The sequence below is a fragment of the Paenibacillus tabacirhizosphaerae genome (assembly GCF_040812395.1).
Classification (GTDB): Bacteria; Bacillota; Bacilli; order Paenibacillales; family NBRC-103111; genus Paenibacillus_E.
In genome coordinates, this window is sequence record NZ_JBFNXH010000022.1 from 36826 (window position 1) to 58881 (window position 22056).

At 50.2% G+C, this 22056-nt stretch carries 20 protein-coding genes; 4 read left to right on the plus strand and 16 right to left on the minus strand.

The genetic code is table 11. The features are described from left to right. Positions 1–45: 45 nt before the first annotated feature. From ABRS97_RS25065 to ABRS97_RS25095, 7 genes are all read right to left on the minus strand, one after another. Positions 46–708, minus strand: a complete 663-nt coding sequence (locus ABRS97_RS25065; protein WP_367818517.1) for a bifunctional 2-keto-4-hydroxyglutarate aldolase/2-keto-3-deoxy-6-phosphogluconate aldolase — start codon at positions 706–708, stop codon at positions 46–48. Positions 709–743: 35 nt separating this feature from the next. Beyond that, positions 744–1718, minus strand: coding sequence for a sugar kinase (locus ABRS97_RS25070; RefSeq protein WP_367818519.1), 975 nt, complete (start codon positions 1716–1718; stop codon positions 744–746). Between the two features lie 223 nt (positions 1719–1941). Then, entirely contained in the window at positions 1942–2730 is a 789-nt protein-coding gene (locus ABRS97_RS25075; protein ID WP_367818521.1) for an ABC transporter ATP-binding protein, read from the minus strand. Between the two features lie 705 nt (positions 2731–3435). Next, positions 3436–4296: an inositol monophosphatase family protein gene (locus tag ABRS97_RS25080; RefSeq protein ID WP_367818523.1), complete on the minus strand. Its 861-nt coding sequence runs from the start codon at positions 4294–4296 to the stop codon at positions 3436–3438. 172 nt (positions 4297–4468) lie between these two features. Next, a complete protein-coding gene (fabI, locus tag ABRS97_RS25085) occupies positions 4469–5239 on the minus strand; it encodes an enoyl-ACP reductase FabI (RefSeq protein WP_367818525.1) in 771 nt (256 codons plus the stop codon). A 97-nt stretch (positions 5240–5336) separates the two neighbouring features. Beyond that, positions 5337–6326, minus strand: coding sequence for a UV DNA damage repair endonuclease UvsE (gene uvsE, locus ABRS97_RS25090; protein ID WP_367818526.1), 990 nt, complete (start codon positions 6324–6326; stop codon positions 5337–5339). An 86-nt stretch (positions 6327–6412) separates the two neighbouring features. Further along, the gene (locus tag ABRS97_RS25095) at positions 6413–6730 is read right to left on the minus strand and encodes a hypothetical protein (RefSeq protein ID WP_367818527.1); all 318 of its coding nucleotides are present in this window, start codon (positions 6728–6730) and stop codon (positions 6413–6415) included. A 212-nt stretch (positions 6731–6942) separates the two neighbouring features. Here ABRS97_RS25095 and ABRS97_RS25100 point away from each other — a divergent pair, with 212 nt between their 5' ends. Continuing rightward, the gene (locus ABRS97_RS25100; RefSeq protein ID WP_367818529.1) at positions 6943–7956 is read left to right on the plus strand and encodes an ABC transporter substrate-binding protein; all 1014 of its coding nucleotides are present in this window, start codon (positions 6943–6945) and stop codon (positions 7954–7956) included. 91 nt (positions 7957–8047) lie between these two features. Here ABRS97_RS25100 and ABRS97_RS25105 read toward each other — a convergent pair whose 3' ends face one another. The 3 genes from ABRS97_RS25105 to ABRS97_RS25115 are packed head-to-tail and all read right to left on the minus strand — an operon-like array spanning position 8048 to position 10573. Then, complete coding sequence (locus ABRS97_RS25105) at positions 8048–8365, minus strand: hypothetical protein (protein ID WP_367818531.1); 318 nt, start codon at positions 8363–8365, stop codon at positions 8048–8050. 6 nt (positions 8366–8371) lie between these two features. Beyond that, positions 8372–9520, minus strand: a complete 1149-nt coding sequence (locus tag ABRS97_RS25110) for a D-alanine--D-alanine ligase (protein WP_367818533.1) — start codon at positions 9518–9520, stop codon at positions 8372–8374. Positions 9521–9553: 33 nt separating this feature from the next. After that, entirely contained in the window at positions 9554–10573 is a 1020-nt protein-coding gene (locus ABRS97_RS25115) for an amidase domain-containing protein (RefSeq protein ID WP_367818535.1), read from the minus strand. Between the two features lie 381 nt (positions 10574–10954). On the opposite strand from ABRS97_RS25115, the gene acnA reads away from it, so the two are divergent. Beyond that, positions 10955–13669 carry an aconitate hydratase AcnA gene (gene acnA / locus ABRS97_RS25120; protein ID WP_367818537.1) on the plus strand — a complete coding sequence of 905 codons (2715 nt, stop codon included), beginning with the start codon at positions 10955–10957 and terminating at the stop codon, positions 13667–13669. A 153-nt stretch (positions 13670–13822) separates the two neighbouring features. Then, positions 13823–14485, plus strand: a complete 663-nt coding sequence (sleB, locus tag ABRS97_RS25125; protein ID WP_367818539.1) for a spore cortex-lytic enzyme — start codon at positions 13823–13825, stop codon at positions 14483–14485. Positions 14486–14545: 60 nt separating this feature from the next. On the opposite strand, the gene ABRS97_RS25130 is transcribed toward sleB, so the two are convergent. Continuing rightward, on the minus strand, positions 14546–15442 hold the full coding sequence (locus ABRS97_RS25130) for a cation diffusion facilitator family transporter (RefSeq protein WP_367818541.1): 897 nt from the start codon (positions 15440–15442) through the stop codon (positions 14546–14548). A gap of 108 nt (positions 15443–15550) precedes the next feature. Next, positions 15551–16294: an IclR family transcriptional regulator gene (locus tag ABRS97_RS25135; RefSeq protein WP_367818542.1), complete on the minus strand. Its 744-nt coding sequence runs from the start codon at positions 16292–16294 to the stop codon at positions 15551–15553. 469 nt (positions 16295–16763) lie between these two features. Here ABRS97_RS25135 and ABRS97_RS25140 point away from each other — a divergent pair, with 469 nt between their 5' ends. Then, positions 16764–17780 carry an alpha/beta hydrolase gene (locus ABRS97_RS25140; protein ID WP_367818544.1) on the plus strand — a complete coding sequence of 339 codons (1017 nt, stop codon included), beginning with the start codon at positions 16764–16766 and terminating at the stop codon, positions 17778–17780. 1158 nt (positions 17781–18938) lie between these two features. On the opposite strand, the gene ABRS97_RS25145 is transcribed toward ABRS97_RS25140, so the two are convergent. From ABRS97_RS25145 to ABRS97_RS25160, 4 genes are all read right to left on the minus strand, one after another. Beyond that, positions 18939–20258, minus strand: coding sequence for a deoxyguanosinetriphosphate triphosphohydrolase family protein (locus ABRS97_RS25145; protein WP_367818545.1), 1320 nt, complete (start codon positions 20256–20258; stop codon positions 18939–18941). Between the two features lie 266 nt (positions 20259–20524). Then, on the minus strand, positions 20525–21112 hold the full coding sequence (gene folE, locus ABRS97_RS25150; RefSeq protein WP_367818547.1) for a GTP cyclohydrolase I FolE: 588 nt from the start codon (positions 21110–21112) through the stop codon (positions 20525–20527). A 21-nt stretch (positions 21113–21133) separates the two neighbouring features. After that, complete coding sequence (locus ABRS97_RS25155) at positions 21134–21712, minus strand: TetR/AcrR family transcriptional regulator (protein WP_367818549.1); 579 nt, start codon at positions 21710–21712, stop codon at positions 21134–21136. A gap of 123 nt (positions 21713–21835) precedes the next feature. Continuing rightward, positions 21836–22045 (minus strand): YneF family protein, encoded by a 210-nt coding sequence (locus ABRS97_RS25160; protein WP_367818551.1) that lies wholly within the window; start codon positions 22043–22045, stop codon positions 21836–21838. Positions 22046–22056 lie beyond the last annotated feature (11 nt).

A 22056-nucleotide genomic window follows, 5' to 3' on the forward strand; every position in this document is an offset into this window, starting at 1 on the left:
AAAAAAAATACGCTCCATCTCATTTCGACGGAGCGCACCCATATCCTACTTCTTGGCCGCTTGATAGGCCTCGATATATTGAGACGCCTTCTTAGCGACAAGGCTGTAATTTCCCGATTTGACCGCTTCGCTGGTCAAATCGGAACCGATGCCGACGGCTACTGCGCCCGCTTGGATCCACTCGCCGAGGTTGCTCAGCGAGACGCCTCCGGTCGGCATGATATTAGCCTGCGGCAGCGGGCCTTTAATGGCCTTAATCATCGCGGGCGAGTAGAGATTGCCCGGGAAGAGCTTCACGATGTCGACGCCCAGCTCCAGCGCCGACTGTATGTCCGCAATCGTCATGCAGCCTGGCATGACGGGCACGCGGTAACGGTTGCAGAGCGCAACCGTGTTCGGGTTGAGCGAGGGGCCGACGACGAATTCGGCCCCGCTGAGAATCGCGGCTCGCGCCGTCTCGGGGTCAAGGGCTGTGCCCACCCCGATGATCGCGTACTTCGCCGCGTCCTGCGCTGTGCTCGAGTAGCGCTTCGCGAGCTCCTCGATGGCGCGCAGCGCGAAAGGCACGGTCATCGTCACTTCGATGACCTTAATGCCGCCGGCAATGGCCTGATCGGCCATTTCCACGACTTCTTCCGGCGTTTCGCCGCGCAGTACGGCGACGACGCCTTCTTGTGTGATTTGCTGGATTAATTGGATTTTTTTCATCTGAAATTACCCCTCTATGGTTTCTACCCTCATGGTTAACGTTCGATATGTTTAACGTCATTTAGAATCGCTTCGACTTGCTCCCAAGTCGGTGCGCCTTCCCAATCGCCTTCGGTTTGAACGATCAGCGAGCCTACCAGATTCCCGATACGCACCGCTTCCGGGTACTCATATCCTTTGATAACGCCCGTCAAAAAGCCCGCACAAAAGCCATCGCCCGCTCCAACTGTATCCACCACCTGCTCCGCCTTGAAATAAGGCACTGCCGTTACCGTCTGCTGATCGACAACATAGGTCTCGTCCTCTCCGCCTTTTACAATGGAGACCGCCGACAATTCACGCAGCTTGCTCACAATCTCATTCCAGTCTTCCGTTTGGTAAAGCAGCTTCAGCTCATCCAAGCCCGGCAGGAAGATATCCGCTAGCTTCGCCAGCTCCAGCAATACTCCGCGAGCCTCTTCAATGCTCCACAGCTTCAAACGAAGGTTAGGATCGAAACTCACCTTAACGCCATGCTTGCGAGCTATACGCACCGCTTCGAACACGGTCTCTTTGCAAGACTCGCTCAAAGCAGGCGTGATGCCTGTGATATGCAGAATTTTCGCTCCAGCGATATAACTTTCATCCAAATGCCCCGCAGTCATGCGGCTTGCAGCGGAATTTTTTCGATAGTAATACACCGATGTTTTGCCCATAAGCACTTCCCGCATCATAAGACCGGTGGGCGCATCCGCCGTCAGTTCTGCGCGAGTAACGTCGACGCCTTCGCCGCGAATTTTTTTGAAAATCATCCGTCCCAACGGATCTTTGCCTAATCGTCCGAACCAGCCGACCTTTGCGCCAAGCCGGGATGCGCCAATGGCTACATTGCTTTCAGCGCCGCCGAACAAGCTGTGCAGTTCGGACGCATATTCCAAACCTTTGCCGTTCGTAGGCATGAGCAACGCCATCGTTTCGCCGAAGGTCACGATTTCTGGAGCGTTTACAAGTTGAGACTGTGCTGTCGTCATAGGATCTCTCCATTCATTTCCCGTCCGCGTTGTGAACGCGTCTGATTAATTGAAACGTTTAAATAATACATATACCTTATATTATAGTGCATGCCGAACATTTGCACCAGATGTCTGACGACGGCCGCACCTTGATACATTTCCCAATTTATCTCATCGCCAAAAAAGGCTCACAGCCAAAGCGCTGCGAGCCTCCTCTTACTACGGTTATGCCGCCAGCTAACTAACTGCTGACCAGTTCATATGGCAAACACAGAGGCACCCCAGTAACCGGATCCTGAATTATGTTAGCCTCGATACCGAACACTTGACGAAGCACCTCGTGTGTCACGACCGTTTCCGGCGCCCCCTCACTCACCACTTTCCCACGCTGAATCGCAACCATATGCTGTGCATATCGGGTCGCATGGTTCAAGTCGTGAACGACCATGATGATGGTCCTTCCTTCCTCTTCGTTCAGCTTCTGTAGCAGCTTCAACACCTCTAATTGGTGAGCCATATCCAGAAAGGTGGTCGGCTCATCCAGGAACAAAATTTCCGTCTGCTGCGCCAAAGCCATGGCGATCCACGCCCGTTGGCGCTGTCCTCCCGAGAGATGATCGACAGGGCGATCAACGAATTCGGTCATACCTGTGACCTCGATTGCCCAGTGAATCACTTTCTTATCTTCAAGGCTTATCGTGCCAAATCCCTTCTGATGTGGAAACCGCCCGTACGAGACCAATTCGCTCACCGTGACTCCATCTGGAGCCGTAGGATTTTGCGGCAAAATGGCAAGCTGCTTCGCCACTTCCTTGGTCGTCTGCTGGTGGATCGACTTGCCGTCCAGGAACACCTGTCCTCCAGCTGGCTTCAAAATCCGCGCCATAGACTTCAAAATCGTCGATTTGCCCGAACCGTTAGAACCGACTAAAGCGGTTATTTTTCCAGTAGGAATGGCTATATTCAAATTTTCTACAATAAGACGTTGCTCATAGGCAACGTTCAGGTCTTTGGTAACTAACCGAACCATCCGCACATGCTCCCTTCCAAACGAATTCCCAGGGCAACCCTGTCCTGGAAATGCTTACGGCTATTTACAGAGGCAATTCCCTATTCCCTTCCTATAGCCCCTCATTCCGCTAACTTCAGTTCTTATCAACCAGCAAACTTCAGTCTAGTTCAGTTACCGCACCAGCCATGTAACGATACTGATTCTCATTATCATAATAATTGTAAATGATAACCCCTGCCCTTTGCAATGATTCTTTGTGAGAAATCTAACAAGGGGCTTGAATGATTTGATTTGGCTTGGCTCAGCTATGATCAGCTCAACCGTCAGAAACTCGTGGAACTACGATGCGTTATTCTGCCGAACAGGCCTATTCTCACCTATGAGAAGGAACTACAATGCGCTAAACCCGTAAATTAGAGTCAAAATCCCGCTTTTTCTTGCGAATAGCGCCGCCAGGTTCCGCGAATGTGCCAAAAGCAACTATTTACTCTCAATAAGAAACCTATGTTCCGCTCGTTTAGCATACAACCATCTTTTTTCGATGATGAACACGTTATTTCGCATATAAGTTTATCCTCCCAACTCTGCCAAGGCGCTTACAATAGCAAAAAGGGCGCTACCGCAGCAGCTCCCTTTCCCAACGTGCGCGAATCCCGGGTGCGCGTTGTGTCACGTTAATCATCCTAATAGATGCTGATTCATATGCCTATTCATCACATAAGCTTACAAGCCAGTCGCTTGAGCCTTTGCCAGCTCTTCCTGCAGCTCAACATGAATGTGCCCGTTTGTAGCCAACACATTGCGAACTGCCAGGTGATAAGGCTCACCTGCCGTGTCGGTCACATGACCGCCCGACTCTTGAATCAATAACGCGCCAGCTGCGATGTCCCACGAATTCAGCCCAATTTCCCAGAACCCGCTTAGCCGTCCTGCTGCCACGTAAGCCATGTGGAGTGCTGCCGAACCTCCCGAGCGAAGATTTCTGACTTTCGGCGCCAGCTCCATGGTGCCCTTCAAATTGATCGGCAGCGCTCCATGCCGGTCGGCCGGAAAGCCGGTTGCGATCAGGCTGTCAGACAGCTTGCCTTCAAGCGATACCACCGTCTTTTTGCCATGCATATAGGCGCCCTTGCCCTTCTCGGCAACGAACAGTTCGTCACGCGTTGGGTCATACACGACACCGACAATCACTTCACCTTTGTGAGCCAAAGCGATAGAAACGGAGAAGAAAGGAAACCCGTGGACGAAATTCGTCGTTCCATCAATCGGATCAACGATCCATAGATACTCTTCATCACTCACCTTCTGCAGCGCTTTGCTGGAAGCCTCCGGTCCGGGCTCAACCCCTTCCTCCCCCAAGAACGAGTGCCCGGGGAAATGTGTCATGATCAGATTGCGAATCAGTTTCTCCGAGCCTTTATCCACTTCCGTGACAAGATCGTGCGACGAATATTTCGTATCGATCCGATTAATGTCTCCCAGCTTGCTCTTGATCCACTCTCCAGCTTTAGCCGCTGTATTAATCGCCACAGCCGTAAAGCTCTTGCTCCCTACTACGAAAGGCTCCTGTGTCCCATTTGCCATTTATATCAACTCTTTCTTTTTTTCAATTTGTTATGTAGCTCCAGTATAGTAAATAATACGTTTATAATACTAGTGCGTTTCATCCCAAATTATTCGTACAATTTTACATGAAGCATAATAAAAGGGCGCCCATCAGGTCTAAAAGACCTGTGGAACACCCTTTTTGAATGCGTTAAACCCCAACGATATGGTATCCGCCATCCACATAAATGACTTCGCCCGTGATGCCGCGCGACAAGTGGCTCATGAGGAACATGGCCGTATCGCCAACTTCTGCCGTCTCTGTCGTTTTGCGAAGCGGCGCTTTCTCCTCTACCTGGCGAAGGATTGAGTTGAAATCCTTGATGCCCTTGGCAGCCAAGGTACGAATAGGGCCTGCCGAGATGCCGTTCACGCGAATGCCGAACTGACCCAGATCAGCTGCCAAATAGCGCACGCTTGCTTCCAAAGCTGCTTTGGCAACACCCATGACGTTGTAGTTCTTCATCGCACGCTCAGCGCCAAGATACGTCATCGTCATGATGCTACCGCCCTCTGTCATCAGCGGGTAGATGCGTTTCGCTACAGCGACAAGCGAATACGCGCTGACATCCTGCGCCAAAGCGAATCCATCGCGCGAAGTGTCGACGAACAAGCCCTCCAGCTCTTCCGTTCTTGCGAATGCGATACTATGTACGAGGCCGTGAACCACGCCTAACTGCTCCTTCAATGTCTGTGCCAGCGTTTCGATTTCCGAATCAACGGTTACGTTGCAAGGCATGAGCGTCGAACCGGGAATCGTATCGGCCAGCTTGCGAACACGCTCCTCTACGCGTTCATTTTCATAAGTGAAAACTAGCTTTGCGCCTTGCGCTGCTAGCGATTGAGCGATAGCCCATGCGATGCTGCGGTCATTGGCAACACCCATAACTAATATATTTTTTCCGGTTAACAGTTGATTCATCGCAGTAAGAAACCCCTCTCAACAATGGATTGTACTATTCTTCCCACCCTCCAAAGTACCCCATTTCACAGAACATTTCAAGGAAAAAATGTCCAAGCTATAACTCGATTGACGCTTGTGTAAGCGCAGAAACACCTTCCCGCCGCTTCAGATCTTCCATTAGCCGGAATAAGGCATCGTCTTTCATTTTCGCTTCAATCATCATATCCAGCCTTGGCGTCACCGGAGCGATCGCTTGCAGAAAAGCAAGAAGCGGTTCTGTCTCGACATAATCCGCATGGCTTCTTGGATCCTTCTCACTCTTAGGGCTGGATACATGGATTTTTGGAGGCAGTGATGCTGACTCGTGATCCAGTAGTTCGCCCTCTTCGCGCACCCAAGTCCGCATGATTCTCGGCCACAATTCGGCTGCATGCTCCCCGCTGTTATTCACCTCATGATGATGAATGTCCAGCACCATCGGAGCGCCTACCTGCTCGGCAAGCTCCAGCGTTTCTAATGCGGTAAACGTTTTATCGTCATTCTCCAGTGTAATGCGCTTCTGTACATCGATCCGCAGTTCCCGAAAGTGCTGCACGAAGCGCTTACCCGCCTTCTCTTTATCGCCATAGCTGCCGCCAACATGAATATTATTCATAGCTTCAAAGCCCAGACCCATCGCGTTAAGCATGGCACAGTGCCTCTCCAGATCTTCGACAGATTTCTTCAGCACATCCTTTTTGGGTGTGCTGAGCACAGTGAAATGATCGGGGTGAAAGCTGACACGCATCCCATTTTGCTTTACATAACGGCCAATCTCTTGAAACTCGGCCGCTAGTGTCGGCAGGGGATCCCAGTCCTCCAGCAGCTCATGTCCAATGAGCGGTATGAGCTTGGAAGAGAAGCGATACACCATGATGTCGTGCGCACGGTTGTGGCGAAGCAGCCTCAGCGTATTATGTAAATTTTCCGCACCAATACGTTCGAGCTTGCGAATAGCCGCTTCCCGGTCATTCAGCTTGCTGAAGTTGGTGACTGTCATCGTTTTGGACGGGGATGCGTTCTTCACCGATGTGGACATAGCCACGTAGCCGAGACGAACAATCATGGAAGTTGACCTCCAAAAAAATATGCAAGCTTGATCTTTCTAGCGTACCCTCCCTGGAAGCGGTGCATACACGTCAAGACTCCCCCTCACATCGTGAACAAAGCTATAATTTGATAACTAATAAAAGCTGAAGCAATGACAAGCATCGGACTTAATACAAGCATGCCGATCCTCGTGCTCCCGCTTTCTTGACGCAGACTGGCGTAATTACCGCTAAGCCAAATCAATAAATAAACAAAAAGCACCCCAAGTCCCTCATACTGCTCGTACCGCAGGGCTGGAGACAACAAGCCATAATACTTAATAATGATAAAGATAAAAACATAGGAAGTAGGCACTCCTAAAAGAATATTAAATAACCAATAGGCCGTTAATTTCCGCACCTTCACCCGATCTTGCAGCATAACTTTCACTTCCTTCACCTAACTTGAGTAGAATCATTGTAGCCCTCCATCTAAGTTAGAGTAAGTACTAATTTGCTGTAGTACCTAAGCGAAATCTCTTTTCTTTCCCGCCTAAAGGCATTGACAAGTTATGGAAACCGAGCTATTATTATTTTGATAATGATTCTCATTATCAAAAATTTGACTATTTTAAGATACTGGAGGATACTACGTTGTTTAAGAACCGCTTCTCACTTTCATTTTTACTGATCATCCCTGCTCTTCTGCTCGTACTCGCAGGGTGTGGCTCAATTGCCAAGCAGACTGCTTCCTCAACACTTTCACCTAGCCCATCTGCAGCTACGGCAACTCCTGCTGCGTCTGCATCTGCCAAGACCGACGAAGTTCGCACCATTAAGCACGCTATGGGTGAAACCCAAATAAAAGGAACGCCTCAGCGTGTCATCATACTGACCAATGAAGGGACTGAAGCCCTTCTCACGGTAGGTGTGAAACCAGTAGGCGCCGTGAAATCCTGGGTAGGGGATCCTTGGTATGACCACATTAAAGCGGACATGCAGGGTGTTAAAGAATTAGGAGATGAAACCCAACCTAACATAGAAGTAATTGCAAGTTTGAAGCCTGATTTGATTATCGGGAATAAAGTTCGTCACGAGAAAATCTATGAGCAATTGAAGAGCATTGCACCCACTGTTTTCGCTGCCGATTTGGCCGGGGATTGGAAGAAAAATTTTGCTCTCTACACCGATGCTTTGAACAAAAAAGCGGAAGGCGAGAAAGCACTGGCCGACTTTGACAAAAAAGTAGCCGATGCAAAAGCGAAGCTGGGAGCTAAAACTGCTACGAAAGTATCCATTGTCCGCTTCACTGTTAATGATGTCCGTATCTATCAAAAGCAAACATTTAGCGGCGTGCTGTTAAACCAGCTTGGCATTGCAAGGCCGGCTTCCCAGGATAAAGATCAATTTATCGAGAAATTGACGAAAGAACGCATTCCAGATATGGATGGCGACATTCTCTTCTATTTCGTCTCCGAAAACTCCGGTTCAACGGATGGCGCTAAAGTAGCGAAAGAATGGATCGATGATCCGCTCTTCAAAAACCTGAACGTAGCGAAGGCAAACAAGGTTAAGAGAGTCAATGAAGTCGTTTGGAACCTGGCAGGCGGCTATAAAGCTGCAAACCTGCTGTTGGACGAGCTTGTGGCAAATCTAGATGTGAAGTAATAACAGCTCCCCAGAATGAATAGGCAAAATAAAGAGACACCGTCGCTAAGATTGCTAAGACGGTGTCTCTTTATTTTATAAAAACTTCTTTCTATGCCTGCTCTCCGAAAAACATCTCATCCGCGAGCGCCGTTTGCACACGAGCCTCGTCCTCGGTGAGCCTGCGAACCAGTTCCATCTCGACTTGTGTGACTTCTTCGCCCTGAAAATTGATTTCAGCTATCGAGGCTACGATCTTAACGATCGCAATCGCTTGATTGTGCGGGGAATACGCGATGACCTTTTGCCCGGTGGGAAACACACGGAAGCCGCTTTTCACCATTTTGCCGCGTCCATATTCCAGCAGCTCGTAAAGCTCCTGCTCGGATTTAAACTTGCAGACGGAATTGAATTCAGTTTGAAATCCCATAGTCATCTACTCCACATCAAAAGTATATTGGATACCTTGTTTCACTGTATGTCGATCGATGGCCAGACGGATCAAGTCGTCCAGCAGCTCCGCATAAGGTTTGCCTGTTTCTTGCCACAGGAGCGGATACATGCTGAATGGGGTAAAGCCCGGCATCGTGTTGATTTCATTAATGTATACCTTCTGATCGGATTTACCCAAGAAGAAGTCCACGCGGGATAGCCCGCTGCCGTCCACCGCTTGGAAGGCTTGGATAGCCAGCTTTCTAATGTACTCGGCTGTATCCGCAGGAATATCTGCGGGAATAACCATAGCCGATTTGCCGTCCATATATTTTGCTTTATAGTCGTAGAACTCATTCGAAGACACGATTTCGCCCGCTACAGATGCTTGAGGCTCATCATTGCCCAGCACAGCTACTTCGATCTCTCTGGCATCGATATTTTCTTCAATAATCACTTTGCGATCGTATTGGAAAGCAAAAGTTACCGCTTGAATCAATTCCTCTTGATTCCTCGCCTTCGAAATCCCTACGCTTGAGCCAAGGTTAGCCGGCTTCACGAAGCACGGATATCCGATCGCTGTTTCGAGCTCCATCAAATGGTAGGCACGATTTTTCTCCCATTCGGTGCGCGTGAAGTGACGAAACACACACTGAGGAAGCCCTTCCTGCGCGAACACTTTCTTCATCATCACTTTATCCATACCGACAGCGGAAGCGAGTACGCCTGCGCCTACGTAAGGGATATTTGCCATTTCCAGCAAGCCTTGAATGGTTCCGTCTTCACCGAACGTTCCGTGTAACAGTGGGAAAATGACATCAAGCCCTGGCTCGGCAGCGCCCACGGAGGGAGATGACGTAGAAATCGCTACTTCGCCCTTCGCTTGAATCGCCCCGAAAATCGGCGCGAGCGCGTTGGAAGCCGAAGGCTCTGAAGCTGAAGCGCTTCCGAAGGTTAACGCTTCCTTGGACGCTACAGGCCCAAGCAGCGCTGAGCCGCTCTTCCATTCCCCTTTTTTGGTTATGTAAAAAGGTGTTATTTCATATTTATTGAAGTCTACTGCTTTCATAACAGCGAGCGCTGTTTGCAAGGACACGTCATGCTCTCCGGATTTCCCTCCGTAGATTAGTCCTACTCGTATTTTGCGGCTCATTGCGTACCTCCGTCTGTTTCTTTACGAATCTGCTTACATTTCATCGGCAATCCGGAAAAACTTGTATTTCGTTCGCTCCGTCCAGGCAGGTGAATCCTTATAGGCCCAGTATCGGTTTCGGCTATTATACGTGTGCGCATTCACCAGCGGCATTCCGCCAGCATCTTTCCCAATAACAATCGTATTGTGCTGATAACGCCCATCCCCGTCCCAATCATAACAGATGACGTCACCCGGCCCGAGTTCCCTCGGATCGTCCATGGCAAAGGCGTGCAGCCCCTTGCGACTGGATGACAAAAACATCTGCAAGCTTTGGGCAACCGCCCAACTAAAGCTCCAAAGCTCCTGAGAACCCTGTTTGCCTACGTACCACCAGCCCGAAGCTCTTTTTCCAGTATAGTTCATTGGAGCCCCGCCTGCAAAGAGGCACTGCGATACATAACTGGTGCAATCCACTTCGAATTCAACATATTTGGGATTGGCTCCGTTCCACCATGTTTCTGCATACTCCACGGCTTTCGCCCTATTATAAATGATTTTGCGAGGGACGGATTCTGAAGCTCCGTTGTTGAGTATACTATAGTTGATATAAGGAAGAGAGGGCGCTGTATGCAGGTCCTGAGAGTGCTCCTCATAATCGGGCGGAAAAACGCTCCGCTGTTTAGGGGAAGGCTGCTTTTCTGATTGTAAAGCCTCTGACCGACTGACAAGCCATCTGCCCGAAATGGATTCGATGAAAACCCGTTCTAGCTCTAAACGCTCTTCCAAGTGATCGAATGAGCCAAGCCGATATTGCGTCGAGCGCCGTAATCCGATATCCGCGACAACACCATAGGGTGTTTCTTTGACACCAGCGAGGCGCAATTTCGTCTCATTGCGCAGCAGCTTCGCATCGCGGTCACGGTAACTGTCCATCCATTTCTGAAGCCTTTTATCCTGCTTCTGTAAAAAAGCGCTGTCTGAGACGTGTATTTCCATAGGTACAGATGAGCCCTCAAGCTCCGATTGATTTTTGGCGTGAACGTAATTATAAAGCGCTGTTTTCCAGGACATGGGGATTACCTCCTAAGAGTTTTCCGAAGGAAAACTTGCATCGTAAGCATAGGCTTGAGCTTTCCTTTAGGAAAGCTTTCATCGTAACGCAGATTTACATTTCACTAGGCATTTATAACTAGGTTGATGCGCGACTTTCTGGCAGTTTTTAAGGCTTTGCAGCCGGCAACCCGAGGGAATTAGAATTATCTTCCGTTTCATCTGTAGGACTAGCCTATTTAGGCTTGAATTGGTTCAATATATGTCAATTATGCGGTAAAAATGATTGAAATAATTCTTTACGAAAAGCATGTGGAGACGGTATACTTGAAGTAGAGGGATAATGAAATTGAGTTTCATTAGTTGAAACCAATGATGAAGATATTGAAGGAGGAATAACCCATGTCCAATAAGGACTCTTTTTCCGTGCGTAAGCAGTTAAGCGTCGGAAGCAAATCTTTCCAGTACTACTCTCTTCCGGACTTTGAAAGCCAAGGTAACGGAACGATCTCTAACTTGCCTTTCTCCATTAAAGTGTTGCTTGAAGCCGCTGTTCGTCAATTCGACGGCAGAGCGATTACAAGCGAACACGTAAAACAAATTGCAGGCTGGGCGAACGGCCGCGATGAAAACAAAGAAATTCCTTTCATCCCTGCTCGTATCGTTCTTCAAGACTTCACAGGGGTTCCTGTCGTCGTTGACCTTGCGGCAATGCGTGCGACAATGGCTCGTGAAGGTGGAGATCCAAAACGGATCAACCCGCTTGTTCCTGTAGATCTTGTAATTGACCACTCTGTTATGGTCGATGCTTTCGGATCCCCGGACGCACTCGAAACTAACATTAACCTAGAGTTCGAAAGAAACGAAGAGCGCTACCGCTTCTTGCGTTGGGCGCAAACTGCTTTTGATAACTTCCGTGCTGTACCTCCATCAACAGGTATCGTTCACCAAGTTAACCTGGAGTACCTGGCTTCCGTAGCCGCTACGAAAACAATCGACGGCGAAACTGTCGTGTATCCGGATTCCCTCGTAGGTACGGACTCCCATACAACCATGATCAACGGCCTTGGCGTTGTAGGTTGGGGCGTAGGCGGTATCGAAGCAGAAGCTGGTATGCTTGGACAACCGCTTTACTTCGTAGCACCTGAAGTTATCGGTTTCAAATTGACTGGCTCCCTGGCAGAAGGCGCAACTGCGACTGACTTGGCTCTGACCGTCACGCAAACCCTTCGTAAAAAAGGTGTAGTAGGTAAATTCGTTGAGTTCTACGGCCCTGGCCTGAGCAACATTTCCTTGGCTGACCGTGCGACTGTAGCCAATATGGCTCCTGAGTATGGCGCAACCATCGGTTTCTTCCCTGTTGACTCCGAAACGTTGAACTACCTGAGAAGCACTGGCCGCGAAGAAGACCAAATCGCTCTTGTAGAAGCTTACTACAAAGCACAAGGCATGTTCCGCACGGATGCAACTCCAGATCCAGTGTTCACTGACGTGATCGAGCTTGATCTGAGCACAGTTGTACCAAGCTTGGCAGGTCCTAAACGTCCGCAAGACCGCATTGAGCTTACAAACATGAAGGAGTCCTTCAACTCCATCATCCGTACGCCAATCGACAAAGGCGGATATGGCCTGACAGAAGAGAAAATCGCAGAAGTCGTGGATGTTGCTTATCCGAGCGAAACTGTCAAAATGGGTACAGGCGCAGTCGTTATTGCGGCTATCACTTCCTGTACGAATACATCCAACCCAAGCGTAATGCTAGGCGCAGGACTTGTGGCGAAGAAAGCTGTTGCCCTCGGCCTGAAAAAACCAGCTTACGTAAAAAGCTCCCTGACACCAGGTTCCTTGGTTGTTACTGAGTACCTTGTAAAAGCTGGCTTGCTTGAATCCCTTGAAGCGCTTGGTTTCCACGTTGCAGGTTATGGCTGTGCAACTTGTATTGGTAACTCCGGTCCGCTTCCAGATGAAGTGAGCAAAGCGATCGCAGACAACGATATGACGGTAGCTGCTGTTCTTTCCGGTAACCGTAACTTCGAAGGCCGCGTTCACGCTCAAGTTAAAGCGAACTATCTGGCTTCTCCTCCACTTGTAGTGGCATATGCGCTTGCAGGTACAGTGAACATTGATTTGGCTAAAGACCCTATCGGTTATGACCAAAACGATAAGCCTGTATATCTGAAAGACATCTGGCCTACAAACCAAGAGATCCAAGATGCTCTGAATACGGCTTTGAACGCAGATATGTTCCGTGAGAAATACAACAACGTGTTCCGTGCGAACGAGCGCTTCAACCAAATCGCAGTTCCGGAAGGCGATCTGTATGAGTTTGATTCCAACTCTACTTACATCCAAGAGCCTCCTTTCTTCACAGATTTGGGTACTGTTCTTGATGATATCGCGGATATCCGCGGCGCGAAAACATTGGCGCTCATGGGCGATTCCGTTACAACGGATCACATCTCCCCTGCGGGCAACATCAAAGTCGACAGCCCTGGAGGTCAATACCTGATCAATCATGGCGTGAAAAAAGAAGACTTCAACTCCTACGGTTCCCGTCGTGGTAACCACGAAGTGATGATGCGCGGAACGTTCGCGAACATCCGTATTCGTAACCAAGTGGCGCCAGGAACAGAAGGCGGCGTAACGACTTACCTGCCAACTGGCGAAGTTGAGTCCATCTATGATGCTTCCATGAAGTATCAAGATGCTGGCACGAACCTGGTTGTTATCGCAGGTAAAGAGTACGGTACTGGAAGTTCCCGTGACTGGGCAGCCAAAGGTACATTCTTGCTTGGCGTCAAAGCCGTTATCGCAGAAAGCTTCGAGCGTATCCACCGCAGTAACTTGGTCGGTATGGGCGTGCTTCCGCTTCAGTTCGTGAATGGCGACAGCTGGAAAACACTTGGTATCACGGGTCGTGAAACATTCGATATCACGGGTCTGAGCAACGATGTTCAACCAGGTTCTTCCGTGAAAGTAACAGCAACTCGTGAAGATGGTTCAACTTTCGACTTCAGCACACTTGTGCGTCTGGACAGCATGGTTGACGTAGACTACTACCGTAATGGCGGTATTCTGCAAACCGTTCTTCGTCAAATTATCGCTGAGAAAAACTAAGCGAGACACCCCTAATTTTCAACAATCAAAAGTCTGAGGCTGCCTGCGAGGCTGCCTTGGGCTTTTTTATTTGATGCGAAGTGCCAATAACTGTGGGTTGAGCGAGCTCCCTCCCGCCACTATAATGTTTAGTAAGCGAAAGGGGAGATAACGATGAAATCATTCAAAAGGTTCGTCCTTGTCATGCTGTTCGCGGCAATCGGCCTTACACCCGCACTGGGGAGCTATAGTCAGCCAACCTACGCGGCAACAGCAGCTACATTAAAGCAAGGAAGTCAAAGCGGAGATGTCTGGGATGTTCAATTCCGCTTGAAAATGCTAGGTTACTATCAGCCGCAAATCGATGGCAAATACGGTTCTGCCACTACAGCAGCTGTTCGAAACTTCCAGTACAATTACGGCCTGACTGCAGACGGCGTTACTGGAACAAACACATGGAATGCTTTACGAAAATATTCCGTCAATCAAGCCGATCTGGATATTATAGCCAGAGTTATTTATAGCGAGGCCCGCGGTGAATCCTATGAAGGCCAAGTCGCGGTAGGAGCGGTTCTCATGAATCGTTTGCAATCGAGCCAGTTTCCGAATAACTTACACGATATCGTCTTCCAGGAAGGCGCATTTACATCCGTCAGCGACGGTCAGTACTGGTTGACACCAAATTCGACAGCCTACCTGGCTGCTCAAGATGCTGTACGAGGTTGGGATCCCACCAAAGGTGCCATTTATTATTTCAATCCTGACACAGCAACAAGTTCATGGATTTGGTCGCGTCCGCAAACTGTAAAAATTGACAGCCATATTTTTGCCAAATAAAAAAGAAAGAGGTTGCCCTAGTCTTCACAAAGACCTAAGGCAACCTCTTTTTGATGTCTATCAGCGCGGCTGCTCATCCTCATACCACGGATTCAAGTGAACGAGAACCTCATCCACATCACTGTGCGCTTCTTTGATTTTTTGCTTGATCAGGCGGCTTATATCATGCCCTTCCTGAATAGTCAGTGTTCCTGAAACACCGAGCCGGGCATCGACCAATATGTAGTGACCATGCTCTCTGGCACGCAAACGATCAATGCGCTTAACCTCCGGTACGGAACGGATCAACGCGGCATATTCCGCGATTTGACCAGTGCCTACACTTCGCTCCATCAGAATATCAAAAGATTCCCTGCCCATTTCCCAAGCTAGCTTCAGCACCAGAAAGGAGACGATAATCCCCGCTACAGGGTCTCCATAGGCTAAGAAACGAATGGCAAAGTGCTCGCCTATCAAGGCCAAGCCAATCCCGACTGAGGCTGCAATAGACGCATACACATCGGCAAGATGATCATACGCGGTAGCCATCAAGCCCTTGCTGTTCATTTTGCGTCCGATGCGCATCGTGTACACATACAGAATCTGCTTCCAAATCAGGGAGATGGCCGCTGCGGCAAAGGCAATGATATGGGCGGGAGCTGATGGCTCGAACAGCGCGTGAATAGAGTGGTAGCCCATATAAATTGCGGCTCCGCCAAGGATGATGGCGACAATAAATGCTCCCAGCACCTCAGCTTTTCCATGACCGTAAGGGTGATCGACATCGGCAGGCTTGGAGGAAACGCGCATGGCGCTGTAAGCCGTTGCCGATGCAATAACGTCGCCTGCATTATGGATGCCGTCGGCGATAAGCACTTGGCTTTGGAACACGAGGCCGACCACGATTTTGATGGCGGTCAGTACGATGTTGCTGGCAAGGCTGATCCAGATGGCCAGCATAGAGGCCGGTTTGCTCATCTCACGTTGCCACTCCCTTCCCCTCTTCTAGTATGACCTGCTAGAAGCAAAACATCCCCCATCGGCGTGCTAGCCGTCGATGAAGGATAGGGCATGGGGACACTGCGCTTAGCGCAGCATCGTCCCCATGTGCCGCGCCGCCTCCATGATGAGCGGCGCTTGCTCTTGCATCAGCTCCAGCGTAAGCCTGTTCGCTGGGCCTGAAACCGCCAGGGCGGCGACGAGCCGGCCGCTGCGGTCAAGAACCGGTGCGGCCACTGCCGCCGCACCGGGCTCTCGTTCTTCGACGCTCGTGGCGAAGCCCGCGCGTCCTGTGTCTCTCAGCTGCTGTAGGAACGCAGCCTGATCCAGCCCCGCCGGCCAATCGGCGGAGGCAAGCAGCTGCTCCTGCACAGCAGGCTCAGCAAAGGCGACGAGCACCTTGCTCGAGGCGCCGACGTATAAGGGCATTCGCGCCCCGACAGGGGCTACGCGGCGAATGGCATGGTTGCTCTGCACGGCTTGGATGCGCACCCGCTCCAGGCCGTCCTGCACGTACAGCGAGATCGTCTCGCCGAGCTGGTCGCGCAGCCGTTCCATCTCCGGCAGCAGAATGATGCCGGGGTCGCCTTCCTTCGACAGGTTGGCGGACAGCTCCCACACCCGATAGCCCAGCCTGTATTTATCAGTAGCGCTGTCGCGCATGATAAAGCCCTTGCCCTCCAAGGAGGCTAGCAGCCGGTGGACAGTGCTTTTATGCAGCTCTACCCGGCTGGATATTTCCGTCAAGGTCAATTCCGACGTACTCGTAAAACAAAGCAAAATATCTAAAGCGCGCTCTACCGCGCGAACGGTCAGCTTGGCATCCTCCATAGCTTCACACCACTCTCATTTTGGCGGTCGACAACGCTGTCCTACCGCACCTTATTTTTCTACGCCAGAAAGAATATGTTCTCGAGTCGCAAAAACGGCTTTCTTATGGCATTTAAACCCGCATCATGTCACAGTAATTTATCACTGATAAGCTTCACTGGGGCTCCTTAAAAGGTTTTCCCATCGGCTTCTGATAATCCCAGGAAGTTTCACCTCATGAAACTGAATTATTTCTAGTATAACCAAACTCCTAGGTTCAGTAAAGGTAAACATCAGTTTTTACCATTATTACAGAACGGTTACAGTAGGCTTACATTTGCCGCATCCTCATTGACTTGAAAGCGCATACAGATTAACATTAAATTAAGAGAATACTTGTCTGAATATTTCGTCAATTTGCCAACTTTTGCCTGACTCCTACACGAAAACCACAACTTGACCTAATCCAACAACTAAGGGGGGAATCGCCATGTCAACTACATCCATAACACCTGGCTCCGGATCACTGCAAGCTCCATTAGAAGAAATCGTTACGAAACCGCTGCTGCGCAAAAAAAGGCTGGTTCTCACCATCCTCATTTCTTTCCTAACCCTATGTACTTCCTTACTGTTGTCTTTTCATGCTTATATTGCCTGGACGCTTGCACGGCCGCATATTGATCCGCTCCATTCCAATCCTATGCAAGCAGCAGGACTGCCTTATAGCAATATTTCTTTCCCAAGCCGTAACGGCACATCCAATCTCGATGGCTGGTTCATCCCAGGAAACTCCAGTAAAACCGTCATTTTCTCTCATGGCTACGGCGGCAACCGCGAAGAACTTTGGGTTCCGATCTATAACTTAGCCCGTGAGCTTCATATGCAAAATTACAATGTGCTGATGTTTGATTACGGATATGTGCAACCCGGCAATGAGCACCTAATGACAGGCGGCATCCAAGAATCCCAAGAGCTGCTTGGAGCGGTTGATTACATCAAACACAATACGGATGGACCTATCTACATTTGGGGCTTCTCTATGGGAGCTGGAACCGCTCTGCAAGCCGCCCTCCAAAGTGGCAGCGATATCGCGGGCATGATTTTGGACAGCACTTTTTTACTAAATCCAGACACCCTTTACCATAATATGAAACAGTATGTAAACGTTCCTAAGTTCCCTTCCTTATCGCTCGTCCGTGTGTTCTTTCCGCTACTGAACGGAATTAGCTTACATGACGTGCCTTCCAATAAGGTGACCAGCAACCAATACCCGATGCCCATCTTTTTCATTCACGGGACGAATGACAGCAAAGCGCCTTATGGCTTGATTGAGGATATGTTCGAGGGACAAAGGGAATCATCCGACAAGCTGTGGATTATTCCTGACGCCCAGCATGAGCTTCTCTATCGTGCCGAACCGCAAGCCTATATCAGCCGAACCCTTAATTTCCTAATGGAGATAGCTTCTCAAGCAAGACCCGACCTTGGTATTCCCTCCTCTCTATAAAATCGGCCCCGGAAGGGGTCGATATTTTTTTGCTCACAGACAACAGCCGCTATTCCTGCTCGCTCCACCTCCCGCTGTAAGCGCCAAAAAGCGCTACAGCCCGGGATTCTCCTGCCTCCCTCACCTGTAACGCCCTAATCCACCCTTACAGCCAACAGTCGCTACTCCCGCTCGCTCCCCTGCCGCTGTAAGCGCCAAAAAGGGCGCTACAGCCGGACTTTTCCAGCTTCCCTCACCTGTAACGCCCTAATCCGCCCTTACAGACAACAGCCGCTACTCCTGCTCGCTCCATCACCCGCTGTAAGCGCCAAAAAGGGCGCTACAGCCCGGGTTTCTCCTGCTTCCCTCACCTGTAACGCCCTAATCCGCCCTTACAGACAACGGTCGCCACTCCTGCTCGCTCCACCACCCGCTGTAAGCGCCAAAAAGGGCGCTACAGCCCGGGCCACTTCTCCCTCCCGCCCTGTAGCGCCCTAATTCGCCCTTACAGACAACAGCCGCTACTCCTGCTCGCTCCACCTCCCGCTGTAAGCGCCAAAAAGGGCGCTACAGCCCGGGATTCTCCTGCCTCCCTCACCTGTAACGCCCTAATCCACCCTTACAGCCAACGGCCGCTACTCCTGCTCGCTCCACCACCCGCTGTAAGCGCCAAAAAGGGTGCTACAGCCCGGGCTCCTCCAACCTCCCGCCCTGTAACGCCCTAATCCGCCCTTACCGCCAACGGCCGCTACTTCCGCTCGCTCCCCTACCGCTGTAAGCGCCAAAAAAGGCGCTACAGCCCAGGCTTCTCCTGCTTCCTGTCCTGTAGCGCCCTAATCCGCCCTTACAGACAACTGTCGCTACTCCCGCTCGCTCCCCACCCGCTGTAAGCGCCAAAAAGGGCGCTACAGCTCGGGCTTCTCCTGCCTCCCTACCTGTAACGCCCTAATCCGCCCTTACAGACAACAGCCGCTGCTCCTGCTCGCTCCACCACCCGCTGTAAGCGCCAAAAAGGGCGCTACAGCCCGGGTTTCTCCTGCCTCCCTACCTGTAACGCCCTAATCCGCCCTTACCGCCAACTGCCGCTACTCCTGCTCGCTCCACCACCCGCTGTAAGCGCCAAAAAAGGCGCTACAGCCCGGGCTCCTCCAACCTCCCACCCTGTAACGCCCTTCTCCTCTAATCCATCTCATAAATCGAGCCGGACTTGCTCGCGAACAGCTCCGCGTACACCTTCTCCGCGTAAGCGTCAGTCATTCCCGATATGTAATCGGCAATAAAACGCGGCCAGCTCCAATTGTCCTTATGTCGTTCATAGCTATTCATCCAATCCGGCGGGATGATCCACTGACCTTTGTCCGGGTCGATGAAGGAGTCCCACAGGCGCTCCACGATGATTTCGCTTCTTTTCTGGAGACGCTGTACGCGGAAATCCTTGATCAGCGTGACCCAGGCCAGCTTTTTCAATATTTCCATCGTCCGCAGCAAGTTCATGTCTTCAGCTTCATCCTTGACAAGCGTTAGCTTCTTCCAGCCTTTAGCAGGATCGTCAATGATGTCCACACGATTCGCGAAGGAGCTGACCCAACGCGCTTTCATTTCCCTGCGCGTCCGCGACTCCTCACGGTTGCACTCACTGAAGATTTCCTGCCACTGCTCCAGATAGCTCGCCAATACTTGACGTACCATTTGCTCAAGGTCGACTTCTTCCCAACCGAACTTTTTGTTGTTCGGGTCGTTCAGAATCTCCATCACCAGATGGCGAAGCAGCCTTTGATCCTCGAAGAAGGTGGCGTTCATTTGAATTTTGCCTGCACGTATACCGTCTTCAATATCATGTGTCGAATAGGCAATATCATCGCATAAATCCATCAGCTGCGCTTCCAAGGTAGAGCACCCTTCCGGCATGTTCCACTGCGAGCGAAGCTCATTAATGACGTCCCATTCGGCGCCATAAACGCCTTTCAACCTGCCTTCTTCTTCGATCAGGAAGGGATATTTATTAATCCCGAGCAGTACCGCTGCGGTAAGATCCAAACCGCTATCACTACCCGCGCGCTTTTCCAAATACATGAGGATCCGGAAGTTTTGCGCATTTCCTTCATATTTCAGCCCGTATTCCTTCATCAACAGATGATTGAGCACTTCTTCCCCTTTATGGCCAAAGGGCGGGTGCCCAAAGTCATGCGCCAGCGAAGCGCATTCGACTACCGTCGGGTCAATGATTAAACCCGGATGCTCCCTCTTTTTCAGGAAAGGGTTGGTACGTTCAAGACGCTTCGCCACTTCACGGGCGATCTGCGCCACTTCAAGCGAGTGGGTAAGCCTTGTCCGGTAATAGTCGCCGGAACCAGCGCCGAATACTTGCGATTTGCCCTGCAGTCTGCGAAATGCCGGCGATTGTATTAATCTAGCGTAATCTCTCTCAAATTCATCCCGTTCTTCGCTCGCTTTGGAAGAAGCGGCCTCCCCGGGCCGGTATTTCCGTATGTCGTTCATAAGCTTGCCTCCCTCAAGGGGCTGTTGCCATGGGAAGTCATGTGTCCATTCTTCTTGTCAACAAGCCGATCCGTGTATTCTCTCTCCTCCTATCCGATTCATGCCGCTAGCACGCCCGGTAGTCATTTGAGGTTTTATTGTTATGATAAAGAATACTATATTCGCCCTCTGTACAACAAGCTGTACCTACCGCCGCCGATCAAAAAAGGGATGCAGCACAAGACTATTGTCATCATGCACATCCCTTTGTATAGCTTTTTTTTGCTTTATTTTAATAAGGATAAAAATTCTGACCGCAGTGTAGGATCGCTACGGAAGGAACCGCGAACCGCTGATGTTACAGTCTGGCTGCCGTATTTTTTCACGCCTCTGGAGCACATGCACATATGCTCGCCTTCAACGACGACCATAACGCCATGGGGCTTCAGCACATCATCCAAAATGTCGGCGATTTCGGAGGTAATCCGCTCCTGTACCTGCAGCTTACGGGTCACGACATCCACAAGGCGCGCGAATTTGCTCAATCCGGCAACTTTACCGCTTGGGAGGTACCCGACATGCACCTTACCAAAAAAGGGCGCCATATGATGCTCACATTGGCTGTAGTACACAATATCTTTAATGATCACCAGCTCTTCATGCTGTTCGTCAAAGGTGACGCCCAGCACATCGCGAGGGTTCGCATCATAACCTGCAAAAATTTCTTCGTACATACGCGTTACACGAGCAGGCGTGTCCAGCAGCCCTTCGCGATCAACGTCTTCGCCAATCAGGCGCAATATCTCCCTGACATGCTGTTCGATGAGTTCGCGGTTCTCGGCCACTCTCGTATTTTTGTATTCGATGGATGCCATCTTTCTTCCACTCCTCTTCTTTTACCCCATGCAAATCGCAAGCAGCTTAATGCTGTCGCGCAGCGCAGCGCTATCTTTATGTGTCTTCGTAAGCAGCACGCCGCCTTGCAGCATGGAAACAATCGGCAGAGCGATTTCCGCAGGCGTTAAGCCCTTTAATGACAGTTCGCCCAGATTACGGCCCTCCTGCAAACAGCTCTCGACCTTCGCCTCAAGCTCGCTGAAAAAGCGGCTGAGCGGCTTTCGCAGCTCCTCTGAACGGTCGCTAAGCTCAAGTGCCATGTTACCGAAAAAACAGCCTTTGCGGCACTCATGCTCTTCGCAAAAGCTCAGCATTCGCTCAAACAATTGGAGCACACGCTGTTTCGGGGACAAGTTCATGTTGCCCAGACTTGGGTTCAGCACGGATTCCTGCATCTCCTGCACTTTACGTTCAATCACCTTGACGCCAAGTTCTTCCTTGCTTTTAAAATGATAATAAAAATTACTTTTGCATACACCGCTAGTCGACAGAATTTCCTCCAGACCTGTGCCCTGAAAGCCCTGATCATGAAATAAATCCATCGCAGCTTCCATGATTCGATCTTTATTGTTCGTCATGCATGTGCCACCTCTGGATAGTACTGGTACGTCCTAGATATATCGAACGATATGAGGAAGGGCTCATGCCACTCACCGTTTGCGCGGTTACACGGCATAGCCCTCTGAAGACGCAAGCATTTTTCATTTCCACTTTTGGTTTTTCATCATGTTCTGAACTTTGTTCATTTGCTGCTTGTTCATATTGTAGCCCATTTGCTTGGCCATTTTTTGCAGCATTTCCGGATTGTTCTGCATCGATTCCAATTGCCTTCTCAAGTAGAATACCCCAATGAAGAAGCCACCTACCAAACCGACAATGAGTGTAACAATTGGAATAATAATACTCCACATAAACGTGCCCC

Excerpts from the sequence above, each read along its gene's own strand:
- ABRS97_RS25065 (WP_367818517.1), bottom strand. The coding sequence starts at position 708 with ATGAAAAAAATCCAATTAATCCAGCAAATCACACAAGAAGGCGTCGTC.
- ABRS97_RS25070 (WP_367818519.1), bottom strand. The coding sequence starts at position 1,718 with ATGACGACAGCACAGTCTCAACTTGTAAACGCTCCAGAAATCGTGACC.
- ABRS97_RS25075 (WP_367818521.1), bottom strand. The coding sequence starts at position 2,730 with ATGGTTCGGTTAGTTACCAAAGACCTGAACGTTGCCTATGAGCAACGT.
- ABRS97_RS25080 (WP_367818523.1), bottom strand. The coding sequence starts at position 4,296 with ATGGCAAATGGGACACAGGAGCCTTTCGTAGTAGGGAGCAAGAGCTTT.
- fabI (WP_367818525.1), bottom strand. The coding sequence starts at position 5,239 with ATGAATCAACTGTTAACCGGAAAAAATATATTAGTTATGGGTGTTGCC.
- uvsE (WP_367818526.1), bottom strand. The coding sequence starts at position 6,326 with ATGATTGTTCGTCTCGGCTACGTGGCTATGTCCACATCGGTGAAGAAC.
- ABRS97_RS25095 (WP_367818527.1), bottom strand. The coding sequence starts at position 6,730 with ATGCTGCAAGATCGGGTGAAGGTGCGGAAATTAACGGCCTATTGGTTA.
- ABRS97_RS25105 (WP_367818531.1), bottom strand. The coding sequence starts at position 8,365 with ATGGGATTTCAAACTGAATTCAATTCCGTCTGCAAGTTTAAATCCGAG.
- ABRS97_RS25110 (WP_367818533.1), bottom strand. The coding sequence starts at position 9,520 with ATGAGCCGCAAAATACGAGTAGGACTAATCTACGGAGGGAAATCCGGA.
- ABRS97_RS25115 (WP_367818535.1), bottom strand. The coding sequence starts at position 10,573 with ATGTCCTGGAAAACAGCGCTTTATAATTACGTTCACGCCAAAAATCAA.
- acnA (WP_367818537.1), top strand. The coding sequence starts at position 10,955 with ATGTCCAATAAGGACTCTTTTTCCGTGCGTAAGCAGTTAAGCGTCGGA.
- sleB (WP_367818539.1), top strand. The coding sequence starts at position 13,823 with ATGAAATCATTCAAAAGGTTCGTCCTTGTCATGCTGTTCGCGGCAATC.
- ABRS97_RS25130 (WP_367818541.1), bottom strand. The coding sequence starts at position 15,442 with ATGAGCAAACCGGCCTCTATGCTGGCCATCTGGATCAGCCTTGCCAGC.
- ABRS97_RS25135 (WP_367818542.1), bottom strand. The coding sequence starts at position 16,294 with ATGGAGGATGCCAAGCTGACCGTTCGCGCGGTAGAGCGCGCTTTAGAT.
- ABRS97_RS25140 (WP_367818544.1), top strand. The coding sequence starts at position 16,764 with ATGTCAACTACATCCATAACACCTGGCTCCGGATCACTGCAAGCTCCA.
- ABRS97_RS25145 (WP_367818545.1), bottom strand. The coding sequence starts at position 20,258 with ATGAACGACATACGGAAATACCGGCCCGGGGAGGCCGCTTCTTCCAAA.
- folE (WP_367818547.1), bottom strand. The coding sequence starts at position 21,112 with ATGGCATCCATCGAATACAAAAATACGAGAGTGGCCGAGAACCGCGAA.
- ABRS97_RS25155 (WP_367818549.1), bottom strand. The coding sequence starts at position 21,712 with ATGACGAACAATAAAGATCGAATCATGGAAGCTGCGATGGATTTATTT.
- ABRS97_RS25160 (WP_367818551.1), bottom strand. The coding sequence starts at position 22,045 with ATGTGGAGTATTATTATTCCAATTGTTACACTCATTGTCGGTTTGGTA.